The following is a 12,710-nucleotide window of genomic DNA, read 5'->3' as shown; positions in this document are numbered from 1 at the left end:
TCCAAAAAATCAGCGCCCTCAATGACTCAGGGTGTATCCGGCTGATTGGCCGGATGCGCCTGCACAAACGCCGGATGCTGCGCCGCCAACGCGGCCACCCGGCCGATTCGCGGGTACGCCGCCAGCGGCACCTTGAAGCGCTCCGCTGCATACAACTGCGGAATCAGGAACGCGTCCGCGAGCCCCGGCTGCTCGCCGAAACAAAACCCCGTGTCGCCAATCAACTGTTCTACCGTCGCCAAGCCCTGGCTGACCCAATGCCCGATCCATTCGAGCACTTGCGCCTCATCATGCCCCCACTGCCGCAGCAGGTTCTGCGGGCTGGAGTTGTGCAGCGGGTGAATATCGCAGCCGATGATCGACGCCACCGCGCGCTCATGTGCACGGGTTATCAGGTTTTTCGAGAGCAGCGGCGCCTGTGGATAACGTTCATCCAGGTACTCGATGATCGCCGGCGATTGAATTAACAGGTCGCCGTCGTCGGTGCGCAAGGCCGGCACGCGGCCCTGCGGGTTGATCGCCAAATACTCGGGCTGGCGATTGGCGCCGCCTGCCGGCACCAGCAAATTCACCGGCAGCGCCGTGAAGTCCAGACCCTTGAGCGCCAAGGCGATACGCACGCGGTACGACGAGGTCGAGCGGTAATAGGTATAGAGTTCCATCACCCTGCCCTCTTAGCGCGCCGCGACCACAGTGCCACGGCATTCGCCGAAGCCGATGGAGGCAAAACCTTCGCGGCTGCAACGCGCACGCAGGATGATTTCATCGCCGTCCTCAAGGAACTTGCGCACCTCGCCGGAGGCCAATTCAATCGGCTTTTTGCCGCCTTCGGTGATCTCCAAGAGGCTGCCGAATTGCGCTGGCTGCGGCCCCGACAAGGTGCCCGAACCAAACAGGTCACCGGCCTGCAACTGGCAACCGTTGACGCTGTGATGCGCGACCATTTGCGCCACGGTCCAGTACATGTACTGGGTGTTGCTCAGCGTCAGGCGATGGGCCGGCAGGTTTTGTTCGCGCATGGCGGCGGTGGTCAGCAACGCCTCCAATTCGATATCAAAGCCGCCAGCCGCCTGATCACGCGGGTCCAGCAGGTAAGACAGCGGCTGCGGGTCGCCTTCAGGGCGCGCCGGTTGGGCCGTGCGAAATGGCTCCAGCGCCTCTGCCGTGACGACCCACGGCGAAATGCTGGTAATGAAGCTTTTCGACAAAAACGGCCCCAGCGGCTGGTATTCCCACGCCTGAATATCGCGCGCCGACCAGTCGTTGAGCAGGCAGAAACCGGCGATATGCTCGGCGGCATCGCCAATCGCAATCGCGTCGCCAATGGCATTGCCCTGGCCGATCCAGATGCCCAGTTCCAGTTCGAAATCCAGGCGCGCGCACGGGCCGAACGTCGGCTCGGTGTGGCCAGCGGGCAGCGTCTGGCCTTTGGGGCGCCGCACCTGCGTGCCGGAGGGGCGAACAGTCGAGGCGCGCCCGTGGTAACCAATCGGCACGTATTTGTAGTTAGGCAGCAAGGGGCTATCAGGGCGGAACAGTTTGCCGACGTTTTGCGCGTGCTCGATGCCGACATAGAAGTCGGTGTAGTCGCTGATGTTCGCCGGCAAATGCAACTCGCAGTCGGCGGCGCGGTGCAGCACCTGCGCCTCACGCGCTTGCAACGGGCTGCCTTCGGCGAGCAGTTCCAACAGGCGCTCGCGCAAGGCTACGCGCGGGCCACGGCCGAGTTCGAAGAATGCATTCAACTGGCCACCGGCGGCCGCTTCAACCGCACGCCGGGCGTCGCCGTCAAATTCGTCCAGCGCCGCATGCAGGTCGAGAATCGAATCACCAATCGCCACGCCACTGCGCGGTGCCGAGCCGTTGATGCTGAACACGCCCAGCGGCAAGTTTTGCAGGGGGAAATCGCGGTGGCCGTTGGCGGAGTTCACCCAACTGCGGGCAAGTGTTGGCTGAGTCATGGGTTATCTCCGGTTCGGGTTGAAGGTGGCAGGCAGCGAGGCCCAGCACGCGTCATAGCTGGTTTGCAGTTGCGCGCATTCAAGGGCGAACTGGGTGGGGCGCAGCACTTGGCTGGTTTCGAACATGAAGGCCATGGTGTTATCGATCTTGTGCGGCGCCAGTTCTGCGTTGATCGCCTTGGTGCAGGTTTCGCCGTCCGGGCCATGGGCGCTCATGCAGCTGTGCAGCGACGCGCCGCCGGGCAGGAAACCCTCGGCCTTGGCGTCGTACGCGCCCTGGATCAAGCCCATGTATTCGTTCATCAGGTTGCGGTGGAACCACGGCGGACGGAAGGTGTTTTCGGCCACCATCCAGCGTGGCGGGAAGATCACAAAGTCGAGGTTGGCCAGGCCGTGCACGCTGGTGGGCGAGGTCAGCACGGTGAAAATCGACGGGTCCGGGTGGTCAAAACTCACCGTGCCGAGGGTGTTGAAGCGGCGCAGGTCGTATTTGTATGGCACGTTATTGCCGTGCCAGGCCACCACGTTCAGCGGCGAATGGTCCAACTCGCAGGCCCACAGTTCGCCGAGAAATTTTTGCACCAGTGTGGTCGGTTGCTTGAGGTCTTCGTACCGCGCGACCGGGGTGAGGAAGTCACGCGGGTTGGCCAGGCCATTGCTGCCAATCGGGCCAAGGTCGGGCAGACGCAGCGGCGCGCCGTGGTTTTCCGCGACATAGCCGCGCGCTTGAGCATCGAGCAGCTCGACGCGAAATTTCAGGCCACGCGGCAGCACGGCGATTTCCAGCGGTTCGACGTCCAGCGCGCCCAACTCAGTGGCAATGCGCAGGCGACCTTGCTGGGGGACGATCAACAATTCGCCATCGGCGTTGAAGAACACCCGCTCCATCGAGCGATTGGCCTGGTAATTGTAAATGCTGATGCCTGACGCCTGTTCCGACGCCGCGTTGGCGACCATGCCTGCCAGCCCGTCGATAAAATCCGTGGGCTCGCCGGGCATCTCCAGCGGGTTCCAGCGCAGCCGATTCGGCGTCACCGCGCCCAGCGGCCCACCGGCCAGTTGCCGCTCAAGTTTGACGAACGCCGGGTGATTGGCCGACGGCTGAATGCGGTACAGCCAGGTGCGCCGGGCTTCGCTGCGGAGCATGGTGAACGCGGTGCCGGAGAACAGTTCGGCGTACAGGCCGTAAGGGGCTTTTTGCGGGGAGTTCTGGCCAACGGGCAGCGCGCCGGGCAGGGCTTCGCTGGCGAATTGATTGCCGAAGCCCGACAGGTATTCGAGGTTCATGCAGCGTCCTCTGAGGGTCTGTTATTTTTATCGTAATCGGTTTACGCATAACGTAATTTGATCACTCTTGAGCGTCAAGCTATAAAGACGCCCATTCATCTTTCGGATTCCCGCGCCCCCATGGAAAAGCCCCGCGACACCGGTAAACAGAAAGTCCGCTCGGCCGAAGTGGGCACCGATATTCTCAAGGCGCTTGCCGAACTGTCGCCGGCCACCTCGCTGTCGCGCCTGGCGGAGCATGTGCAAATGCCGGCGAGCAAAGTGCACCGCTATTTGCAGGCGCTGATTGCCTCGGGGTTTGCCGAACAGAACACCGCCACCAACCATTACGGCCTGGGCCGCGAAGCGTTGCGCGTGGGCCTGGCTGCGCTGAGCAGCATGGACGTGTTGAAAGTCGGCGCGCTGCCGCTGGCGGAGTTGCGCGATGAGTTGAATGAAACCTGCTTTCTGGCCGTGTGGGGTAACCAGGGCGCGACGGTGGTGCACATTGAGCCGGCGGTACGCGCGATCACCGTGGTGACGCAATTGGGTTCGGTTTTGCCGCTGCTCAGTTCGTCCACCGGGCTGGTGTTCAGCGCTTTCCTGCCCTCGCGGGAAACCGTGGAGCTGCGTGAACGCGAGGTGCAAGCCGGTAGCGCGCATGCCTTGGCCGACGAGCAAGCCTACGCCAGCGCGTGCGAGCAGATCCGCCGCCGTGGCCTGCATTTTGTGCATGGGTTGCTGATGCCGGGTGTCGATGCGTTGTCGGCGCCGGTGTTTAATGCGGTCGGGCACGTGGCGGCGGTGATGACGGTGGTTGGCCCCACCTCACTGTTCCATGCCGACGAACACGGCCCGGCAGCGCAGCGCTTGCTGGCGGCGACGCGGGCCGTGAGTTGGCGGATGGGCTATCAGCCTTGAATCAATTGTCACAACCTGACAGGGCCAGCACCACACGATTTTCCAAGGCCTTGACCTGCGCGCCGGCCACCACGTAGTTATTGGTCAGCATGGCGAACACCCGTTTGCGCCCGCAAGCGTCGGTGAGGTAACCGCTCAAGCTCGACACGCCGCCCATGGAGCCGGTCTTGGCATGCAGGTTGTTTTCGGCCGGCGTGCCGCGCAAGCGATAACGCAGGCTGCCGCCGATCATGCGGTCGCTGTTGCCGGCAATCGGCAATGCGTTGTACCAGGCGTTGAACCACGGCTGTTTGCTCGCCGCCAGTAGCAGGTCGGTGAGGGTGTGCGACGACACCAGGTTACGCCGCGACAGGCCCGAACCGTCAACCTGGTTCAGCGTTGCGCTGTCCAGCCCCTGACGCTTGAGAAACCCCGCCACCGCCACCACACCTGCCGCCGCCGTACCGCTGTTGGCGCTCTGGCGGCCCATCGCCTTGAGCAAGGCTTCAGACATGTTGTTGTTCGAGAGTTTGAGCAGCGGCGTGATCAACTCCTGCAATGGCGCCGACTGGTGCTCGGCCAGCTGCGTCGCCGTGGTCGGGGTTGCGCCGCCGATCACACGGCGCCCAAACACCTTAATGCCCTGCTGCGCCAGCGCTTGCTCGAACAGGTTGGCGACCAACTGCGTCGGCTCCCACACGCTGACCAGTTGCGCGCTCTGCTTGCCCGGCGCGATGGCGCCGCTGAGCTGCAACAGGTTGGTGCCATGGCGACGGTTGATCGCATAGGTATTGCCTGGCCCGCTGACCGCGCGATTACTCAGTTGCAGGTAATCCGTGGGCGGGTAGATGTCGACGTTTACCGGCCGGCCGACGGCCACTGGCGCCTTGGCCGTGACCCGTACGCTGCCCGCGTCGAAATCTGTATTGGGTGACACGGTCAGCGCTGAAATCTGCGCGCCGTAGTAGGTGGTTTCGTCATCATGCGACCAATCGACACCCAGCCGCTCGTCGTCAAACCAGGTGTCGTCGAACACCAAGTCGCCCTGCACCTGGCGCACACCCTGGCTGGCCAGTTGCGCCGCCAGTGCCTGGTAATCAGCGAACTGCAGGGTTGGGTCACCCAGGCCGCGCAGGTACAAATTGCCGGTCAGGCGATCACCCTGGCGTATGCCGTTGCTGAGCAGTTGCGTGGCAAAACGGTACTGCGGCCCCAGCACGTCCATCGCCGCCGCCGTGGTCAGCAGCTTGAGGTTCGAAGCCGGCACCAGCCGCGTGTTCGGGTTGTGTTGATACAGCGTGTTGCCACTGCGCGCGTCACGCACCGTCAGCGAAACAGTCGCGCCATACAGCGCCGGGTCGGCCAGCAATGCGTCCAGGCTCTGCCCGGTTCCCGTGCTTGAAGGCGTGGCACAACCCGCCAGCAACAGGCCAAAGCCCAGCGCCATCGCGCTGGCGTGTATCCATCGTCGCAACCGCATAAGCCTGGCATTCCTGAATCTACGAAAGTGCGCAGCTTGGGTAATTCACTGCGTTCAATCAAGTGCCAGGGTGGTGATAGAGAATGTTCCTGCCTGAAACTGCGCATCAGGTTTAGGCTCGGACGCGCTCGGCGCGGGCTGCACAAAGTCCATGGCAGGCAGGTAAACCCGCTGGCGTTGCGCGTCAAAGGCCATGTTGTAGGCCATCGGCAAGGTGCTGAGGGTGGCGGCGACCGCGTAGTGATCGGCGCCCTGTTGCTCGATGACCATGACGTTTGCATCTACGCCGCTGGGAACCAGCAAGCGACGCCGCTGCGCGTCATAGGCCAGCGCGTTTACATCACGCCCAATCGGCACCGTCGCCTTGACCTCGCCTGTCTGCCGATCAGCCACGATCAACACCGGCGCATCGCCCCGGCAGGCCACAAATAACCGTTGACGCTCAACGTCCTGAGCCAACGCGCTGGGTTTGGCGCAATTGGCAAACTGCCAGGTATCGAGCACGGCGAAGGTGCTGGCCGCGTAACGCGCTACCTTGCCTTCATCGCGCATGGGCAGGAAAAAACTGCCATCGCCCTTGAGCAACAGCGGGTCGATTTTCTTCACCGCCAGTTCATGCGCGCCGGTAATGCGCGCTTGTTTAGGGTCAAACTCAAACAGCGTCGAGCGGTCTGCCCGGCGCCCGCTGACGATGATGACTTTGCCGGTAGAAGGCTCATACACCGCACTGTTGAGGTTGCTTTGCGCCACCGCAATACGCTTCAGCGGTTTGAGTGTGGATAACTGCACCACGCTCAAGCTGCCGTCGGTATTGAGCACAAACACGCGGTCCAACTCAGGCACGAACACCACGCCATTTGCACCGTCAGACTGCGCCACGGTCTTGACCGCGCGTTGGCGCTGCACATCAAACACCGTCAACCCGTTTTCGCGCCGCGCCAAAAACAGGTACGGGCGTGTCGGGTCGAGCCCGACAAAACCCCAACTGTGGCCGGAACCGGGCAGTGTCACCCGGTGTTCGCGGTGGTAGGCGCCAGTGTCTGCCAGCGCTGAGGTGCTGAGCAACACGCTAAAAAGCCAGGCGTAAGGTTTCATCAGAAGGTCAACGTGCTGGAAACCGACACCTGCCGTGCGTCACCCATGGACACGAACAAGCGGCTGGCCGCCGAGGTGTAGTAGGTGCGGTCGAACAGGTTCTTCACGTTGAGCTGGAACTTGACCTTCTGCCCTTCGATTTTGGTGTCGTAGCTGGCAAACGCGTCTGCGACGGTGTAGCCCGGCAGGTTGAAGTCGTTGGCCGCATCGCCGGCGCGCTCGCCGACATACCGCGCGCCTGCGCCGACGCGCAGTTGATCGCCGCCAAAAAGGTTGCCGAAGTCGTACACCGCCGACAGCGAGCCGGTGTGCTTGGCGACGTTTTGCAGGCGGTTGCCTTGCAACGTCGGGTCCTGGTCTTTGGTGTCTTGGGCGTCGGTGAACGCGTAGCTGCCGATCAGGCTCCACTGGTCGCTCAACTGGCCGCTGACGTCCAGCTCCAGGCCGCGCGAGCGCACTTCGCCGGCGATGCTGTAAATGGTATTCGCGCCGGAACCGACCGACACCAGCACGTTGCGTTTGTGAATATCAAACAACGCCGCGCTGGCGGTGATGCGCCCTGGCATGTCGAGCTTGGCCCCCAGCTCCCATGACTTGGACTCTTCAGGCGTCAAGTCGCCGGTCAATACGCTGCCATCGGCCAATGCGGCGATGGTCGAGTTAGGCTTGAACGACTCGGTGTAGCTGCCGTAGAACGACAACTCATCGGTGAAGCGGTAAACCAGCCCCGCACGCGGCACCCACGCCTGGCCATTGCCGTTGGTGTTGGCCGTGAACGGCACGCCTTTACCGGCGTATTGGTCATACATTTGATAGCGCGCGCCGCCGACCAGAATCCATTGATCGTTCAGGTGAATCGCGTCCTGGAAGAACAGCGAGTCGCTGCGCAGCAGGTCGGTCTGGGCGCTGTCGGCGGCGCTGACGGTGGTGCCCGCGACTTCGTTGCCATACACCGGGTTGTTGTAGTTAAAGCCGCCGCGCGAGGCCTGGCGGATCAGGTCGGCACGGTAGATTTTGCGGTATTCGTCATCCAGCCCAAACACCAGGTCATGTTGCATGCCCAGCACGTTGACCTTGCCTTCCAGGCTGGCGGTGGCGAAACGGTCGGTGCTGAGCGCGCCTTGGGTGCCGTCCATTCTGCGCGTCAACGTGCCGTTGGCGTTGACGGCGCTGACGCGCACCTGGCTGGCGTCGTAGGTTTCACGGTTCCAGCTGTAGCCGACGTGGGCTTTCCAGTCGTCGTTCAAGTCGTGGTCGACTTCCAGGCGATACAGGTCGGAGCGGCCTTCCATGTTGTTGAACGGCTCATCCAGGCGACGCGTCGCGGGGATGTTCAGCGGGTGGTTGGTCTTGGGGTCGATGGCAGTGCCACGGTCGAACGGCGACAGAAACTCGCGGTGTTCATAGGCGAAGACCACTTTGGTGGTGTCGCCGTACCAGGCCAGCGACGGCGCTACCAATGTTTCACGGTGGGTGCCGAAATTGCGCCAGTAGTCTTCGTCTTCATGGTCGACGACCAAGCGATAGGCCAAGCCGCTGTCACCGAGCGGGCCGGTGGTATCCAGGTTGCCGCCGCTGCCGTTTTTGCCATCGCCGAAGGTCGAGCCGCGCGCGGTCAGGGAGGTGGACTGCACCAGTTCGGGTTTCTTGCTGACGATGTTGACCACGCCGCCCGGGTCCTGGATGCCGTAGAGCAGCGACGACGGGCCTTTGAGCACTTCGACCCGCTCGGCGGTGGCATTCAATGCGCGACCCTGCACCACGGGCATGCCGTCTTGCATGATCGAACCGTTACGGTTGTCGCCAAAACCACGCAGCATCACCGCGTCCTGGGTGCTGGCCAAGGTGTTGGCCTGGGTGATTCCGCTGATGTTGCCCAGCGCGTCATCGAGGTTGCGCGGCTGTTGGTCGCGCAGCACTTGGGCGGCCACCACATTCACGGTTTGCGGGGTTTCCAGCAGCAGGCCACGCGAGCGCATCACCGAACTGGTGGGCGGCGGCTGGTAGCTGGTGGTGTCTTGGGTTTGGCTGGCGCCGCTGATGGTCGTGGCGCCAAGGTTAACCGCGCCGCCGGTCGGCAGCGGCTCCAGCGCCAGGGTACGCGCGTCGATCTGGCGGAAGGTAAAGCCCGAGCTGCCGAGCAGGCGTTGCAGGGCTTGGGTGGCGCTCATCTGCCCGCTGACGGCCGGGGCATTCAGGCCATACGGCGCTTCATCGGTGTAGATCACACTGATGCCGGTCACCCGGCTGAAATCGCTCAAGGCCTGCGGCAGCGGTTTGGCCGCCAGCGCGAAGTTGAACTGCGCGCTTTGCTGTTCCTGCGCCTGCGCCAAGCTCAAGGGCAGCAACGCCAGCCCCGATACCGTCAATACCGAGGCTCCCAGCCACTGTTTTACCCAACCGCCCGCCGCTGACTTCATGCTCTGAGAACCCGTGTAAAAAACGCTGTTAATGCGAATAGCTCGCAGTTTCAAGCACTACACGGATGGGCGGCGGGTTTACCTCACCTCAGATTGAAAATAATTTAATTATTGCGCCTTGAGGCAAAACCCAAAGCGCGGGAAATGCACGTGCACGGTGCCGCCGCGCTCATCGCTACGCCGCAGGATCAGCTCCTCGCGGCCGGCAAAAAGCAGTTCACCGGCGACTGGATCGACGCCGTAGTCGATGGCGGCAATGCTCACCTGCTGGCCAGCCTTGAAGCCATTCAAGTCTTCGAACACTTCGTCCGGCAACGGCGCCGGCGTGGCGTTGCGGGCGATCTCCAGGGCTTGCCCGGCGCTCATCTCGCTGGGCGTGCCGTGGCCGAAGCCGAGCACGCGTGCCAGCCATGCCGAAACCGCCGGGTAAGCATCCACCATCGGCGCGGTGACCGGCGTGGCCTTGAGAAACCACAGCGGGTGGGCCAGGGCAAAGTCGGCAATCGACGGTTCGCCGAACAAAAAGTCGCCGGGTTCGCGCTGCAGCTGCTGCTCCAGCCGCGCCATGATCGCCGGCCATTGGTGCTTGGCCAACTCAGCGGGCAGTTTGCTCGCGGTGCCACCGCTGAACAGCGCGGCGCGGTCGGCCATAAACGCCTTGACCGCTTCGGGGGGTAATTTGCCAAAGCGCACCGCCACCGATTCCGGCTGGAACACCAGGCTCACTGCGAGCCCAAACACCACGCTGTCGGCCCAGGTGGCGAAGGTTTGGCTGATCATTTCCTGGCCGAGCGGGAACAGCGCGGGCGAGGACTTTTCTTGTTCCAGGCGCCGGGCGATCAACGCTGTGTCGCAGTAAATGTCGGCGCCGACTTGCAGTACCGGGGTTTTGCGGTAGCCGCCGGTCAGCGCAGTCAGGTCGGGTTTGGGCATCACCGGCGGGATCAGCACCGAGTGCCAGGACAAGCCCTTGAAGCCCAGCAACAGCCGCGCTTTTTCCGCGAAGGGAGACGTCGGGTAGTGGTGAAGAATGAGCTCAGGCATGCTGGGGTCCTTAAACGAGTGAACCCGCAGCTTAGCGCGCAAAGGCATTCAATAGCGTGATGGGCAGCGATCAATCAAGCTGATGAGCCACTCGCGGCCAGGCATTCCTTGGCGCTTTTCTTCAGTTGTTTAATCAGCCGCTCCTGGCGCAGCGCGTCACCCTTGCTGGCACACTTCTCGGTGTACACCAGCGCCACCGCCGGGCTCGACAAAAAGAACCGCGCGCCCTTGCCGCTTTGATGCGAAGCAAAACGGCGCACCGGGTCATTGCTGATGCCGCAATACAGTGAACCGTTGGCGGCGCGCACCAGGTAGACGAACCAGGGTTTGGCTTCAGAAGTGTCAGTCACGGGCGATTGCTGCAAACCAGAGGAGCGCCAATCTTATCAATGACTGGCCTGGAATGCCTTCAAGCCTTTAAGCGCCTGGGCGCGCACGGCGTTTTTCAGCGCAGGTGACCAGCCCAGCAGCAGCCCTTTGAGGCCCAATGCCTGGCGCGACCAGCGCCACAGGTCAAAGTGGTCGTGGTGCTCGCAGATCTTGCCATCGCGAAACACGAACCGCGCACCAATGTCGTTGATTACCGTGTTGCCGGTGGCGCTGAACAGGTAAGTCGCCACCCAATGCGCGCTGCCGGTGCTTTCATCGCTGCGCACATGGTCGAAGGTCAGCGAAAAGTCTTTGGCGCGCGTGGTCAGCATGCGCCACATATCGCCGGCATCGCGCCCGCGCAACTCGCCGAACGCCGGGTCACTGAACAGCACATCATCGGTGTAACAGGCCGCCATGGCTTCGGCGTCCAGGCGCTGGAAGGCTGTGTAGAACTCGGTGATCAGGGCGTTGTGGGCATCACTCATGGGCAGGTTTCGCACGATGGTCAGGGGTGCTGAACGATAATGCGCGTGACGCGGGAAAGCCACGGCTATTCGCGACAAACCTGAGTGATGCCCGGCGCAGTTAAAGGTAGATGAGGTCGAGGGTGGCGCTGCCGTCGATTTTGATTTCTTCGGTAATCGGCAGGTTTTTCTTGTTAGTGATGGTTGCGGCCACCACCACGTCTGCCTTAAAGGTGGTCAGAGCAAGAGGCGCAGGGGTTGGAATGCTCGGGTCCTTGGCGGTGCGCATCCAGCCTGGTTGCCAGACCGAATTGAATGCATCTAACCATACACTGCCATCCACGGTTTCAATCGGGGTAGCGGGTATGTCATTGGCGATCACATCGGCCATGGCCAGTGTGTACCAGCCGATCTTTTCATCAGCGCTCGCCAGACCCAAGCCAAACACCGACACCGACCCCATTTGGTCAGCCGCAGTGCCGGGGCGGTTATCCGCACTCTTCAAGGCCATCAATGTCGGCGCCAAACACGTGACCGACACCTGCACAGAGGCCTCGGGCAGTGGGGTGACAGCGGTAGGATGCAGGTCCTGGGCCGAGATTTTTCCGTAATCCACGATGCCTCCGCTGGTGATCAGAGTTGTACAGGCAGAAGGCGTAATCGAACCTGTGATGGTCAGGTCCTGGCTGGACGCGGCCATTACAGTGGAAGCGCCAGCGAGCATAAACGCGGCGCTAATAAGTGCACGAGACGGTTGCATATCAAGACTCACTGTCGGTCGCTTATTAACAGACTCAACAGACGCACCACGGCGCGCTGCCAACCGCTAAGTTCGACTTAATTAATAGACGGGTGTGTGATGCCGCCCATTAACAGTAGAGCGACCGTGACAAGATAACGAACTATTCACGCCAGATGAATACAACTAATACGAATGACCACCGGCACAATGATTAATTAAGGTCAGTTATAAACTGCAACTTCCTACGGCACCATTCCAACGTCGCGGGCATAGGCAAACAAGTCCACGTCCGTGGAAATACACAGGCGTTGCATGGCCGTGCCTTTCTGTTTGCTGATCGTTGAAATACTGCGATTGAGCCGTGCGGCTATCTGCGTGACGGTCATGCCGGTGGCCAGCATTCGCACCACTTCGCGCTCTTTGCCGGACAACCTCGGCAGTTGCGATTGATCCCCCGTGCCGGCTTCGCTCAACTGCTCGCGCAAACCGGCACTGGCAAAGGTCTTGCCGCTCACCACCGCCTTGATTGCCAATGGCAACTCTTTGGCCGATGAGCTTTTGGCCACGATAGCTTGCGCGCCACGGGCGAAAGACTCACGCAATGTCACAATGTTGGCAAACATCGTCACCAGAATCACCGGCGTCGCCGGGTACAGGCGCTGCAACAGGCTCAACAACACGTAACCGTCGGCCTGGCGCCCGCCCGGCATAGCGAAATCGGTAACCAAAACGTCGCAGGGCGTGGTGATTAGCAGCGCCAGCAGCTCATCAGGGCCACTGGCTTCACCGACAACCTTGTACTTGCCGCTCGCCTCAATCACGACTCTTTGCCCGATCCGGACAATAGGATGATCATCGGCAATAATGACTCGAAACATAAATACTCACGAATGATGGCAATTTGCATTTGCGCAAATTACCTCTGCTGGCGCTTATCAACAACCGCTTGGCGCAGGCGTCATTTCA

The 12,710-nt window shown here is 61.8% G+C and carries 12 protein-coding genes; 1 reads left to right on the top strand and 11 read right to left on the bottom strand.

The window, feature by feature from the left end:
• Positions 1 to 26: 26 nt before the first annotated feature.
• Genes maiA through hmgA form a run of 3 tightly spaced genes read right to left on the bottom strand, consistent with a single transcriptional unit; the run spans position 27 to position 3,248 of the window.
• Positions 27 to 662: a maleylacetoacetate isomerase gene (maiA, locus tag F0169_RS01680; RefSeq protein WP_152745265.1), complete on the bottom strand. Its 636-nt coding sequence runs from the start codon at positions 660 to 662 to the stop codon at positions 27 to 29.
• 12 nt (positions 663 to 674) lie between these two features.
• A complete protein-coding gene (gene fahA, locus F0169_RS01675) occupies positions 675 to 1,961 on the bottom strand; it encodes a fumarylacetoacetase (RefSeq protein ID WP_152745264.1) in 1,287 nt (428 codons plus the stop codon).
• A 3-nt stretch (positions 1,962 to 1,964) separates the two neighbouring features.
• Positions 1,965 to 3,248, bottom strand: a complete 1,284-nt coding sequence (gene hmgA, locus F0169_RS01670; RefSeq protein WP_152745263.1) for a homogentisate 1,2-dioxygenase — start codon at positions 3,246 to 3,248, stop codon at positions 1,965 to 1,967.
• Between the two features lie 120 nt (positions 3,249 to 3,368).
• Between hmgA and F0169_RS01665 the strand changes: the two genes are divergently transcribed.
• Complete coding sequence (locus F0169_RS01665; RefSeq protein WP_152745262.1) at positions 3,369 to 4,148, top strand: IclR family transcriptional regulator; 780 nt, start codon at positions 3,369 to 3,371, stop codon at positions 4,146 to 4,148.
• Position 4,149: 1 nt separating this feature from the next.
• On the opposite strand, the gene dacB is transcribed toward F0169_RS01665, so the two are convergent.
• The 8 genes from dacB to F0169_RS01625 form a co-directional block, all read right to left on the bottom strand.
• On the bottom strand, positions 4,150 to 5,607 hold the full coding sequence (gene dacB / locus F0169_RS01660; protein WP_152745261.1) for a D-alanyl-D-alanine carboxypeptidase/D-alanyl-D-alanine endopeptidase: 1,458 nt from the start codon (positions 5,605 to 5,607) through the stop codon (positions 4,150 to 4,152).
• Positions 5,608 to 5,661: 54 nt separating this feature from the next.
• Positions 5,662 to 6,702: a YncE family protein gene (locus F0169_RS01655; protein WP_122250915.1), complete on the bottom strand. Its 1,041-nt coding sequence runs from the start codon at positions 6,700 to 6,702 to the stop codon at positions 5,662 to 5,664.
• Positions 6,702 to 9,122 (bottom strand): TonB-dependent siderophore receptor, encoded by a 2,421-nt coding sequence (locus F0169_RS01650; protein WP_152745260.1) that lies wholly within the window; start codon positions 9,120 to 9,122, stop codon positions 6,702 to 6,704. Before F0169_RS01650 ends, F0169_RS01655 begins: the two co-directional genes overlap by 1 nt.
• A 108-nt stretch (positions 9,123 to 9,230) precedes the next feature.
• Positions 9,231 to 10,166 carry a glutathione S-transferase family protein gene (locus tag F0169_RS01645; protein ID WP_152745259.1) on the bottom strand — a complete coding sequence of 312 codons (936 nt, stop codon included), beginning with the start codon at positions 10,164 to 10,166 and terminating at the stop codon, positions 9,231 to 9,233.
• Between the two features lie 74 nt (positions 10,167 to 10,240).
• Positions 10,241 to 10,516, bottom strand: coding sequence for a GIY-YIG nuclease family protein (locus tag F0169_RS01640; protein ID WP_058412020.1), 276 nt, complete (start codon positions 10,514 to 10,516; stop codon positions 10,241 to 10,243).
• A gap of 36 nt (positions 10,517 to 10,552) precedes the next feature.
• A complete protein-coding gene (locus F0169_RS01635) occupies positions 10,553 to 11,023 on the bottom strand; it encodes a nuclear transport factor 2 family protein (RefSeq protein WP_152745257.1) in 471 nt (156 codons plus the stop codon).
• A gap of 100 nt (positions 11,024 to 11,123) precedes the next feature.
• Complete coding sequence (locus F0169_RS01630; protein ID WP_152745256.1) at positions 11,124 to 11,762, bottom strand: DUF1120 domain-containing protein; 639 nt, start codon at positions 11,760 to 11,762, stop codon at positions 11,124 to 11,126.
• Positions 11,763 to 11,986: 224 nt separating this feature from the next.
• Positions 11,987 to 12,622 carry a response regulator gene (locus F0169_RS01625; protein ID WP_152745255.1) on the bottom strand — a complete coding sequence of 212 codons (636 nt, stop codon included), beginning with the start codon at positions 12,620 to 12,622 and terminating at the stop codon, positions 11,987 to 11,989.
• Between the last annotated feature and the right edge of the window lie 88 nt (positions 12,623 to 12,710).

The organism is Pseudomonas kitaguniensis (assembly GCF_009296165.1).
In the GTDB taxonomy this organism is placed as follows: domain Bacteria; phylum Pseudomonadota; class Gammaproteobacteria; order Pseudomonadales; family Pseudomonadaceae; genus Aquipseudomonas; species Aquipseudomonas kitaguniensis.
Note: the sequence above shows the minus strand (reverse complement) of the source record. Positions and strands in the feature narration are given on the sequence as shown.

Excerpts from the sequence above, each read along its gene's own strand:
- F0169_RS01625 (WP_152745255.1), bottom strand. The coding sequence starts at position 12,622 with ATGTTTCGAGTCATTATTGCCGATGATCATCCTATTGTCCGGATCGGG.
- F0169_RS01650 (WP_152745260.1), bottom strand. The coding sequence starts at position 9,122 with ATGAAGTCAGCGGCGGGCGGTTGGGTAAAACAGTGGCTGGGAGCCTCG.
- F0169_RS01635 (WP_152745257.1), bottom strand. The coding sequence starts at position 11,023 with ATGAGTGATGCCCACAACGCCCTGATCACCGAGTTCTACACAGCCTTC.
- fahA (WP_152745264.1), bottom strand. The coding sequence starts at position 1,961 with ATGACTCAGCCAACACTTGCCCGCAGTTGGGTGAACTCCGCCAACGGC.
- F0169_RS01645 (WP_152745259.1), bottom strand. The coding sequence starts at position 10,166 with ATGCCTGAGCTCATTCTTCACCACTACCCGACGTCTCCCTTCGCGGAA.
- F0169_RS01655 (WP_122250915.1), bottom strand. The coding sequence starts at position 6,702 with ATGAAACCTTACGCCTGGCTTTTTAGCGTGTTGCTCAGCACCTCAGCG.
- F0169_RS01630 (WP_152745256.1), bottom strand. The coding sequence starts at position 11,762 with ATGCAACCGTCTCGTGCACTTATTAGCGCCGCGTTTATGCTCGCTGGC.
- maiA (WP_152745265.1), bottom strand. The coding sequence starts at position 662 with ATGGAACTCTATACCTATTACCGCTCGACCTCGTCGTACCGCGTGCGT.
- F0169_RS01665 (WP_152745262.1), top strand. The coding sequence starts at position 3,369 with ATGGAAAAGCCCCGCGACACCGGTAAACAGAAAGTCCGCTCGGCCGAA.
- dacB (WP_152745261.1), bottom strand. The coding sequence starts at position 5,607 with ATGCGGTTGCGACGATGGATACACGCCAGCGCGATGGCGCTGGGCTTT.
- hmgA (WP_152745263.1), bottom strand. The coding sequence starts at position 3,248 with ATGAACCTCGAATACCTGTCGGGCTTCGGCAATCAATTCGCCAGCGAA.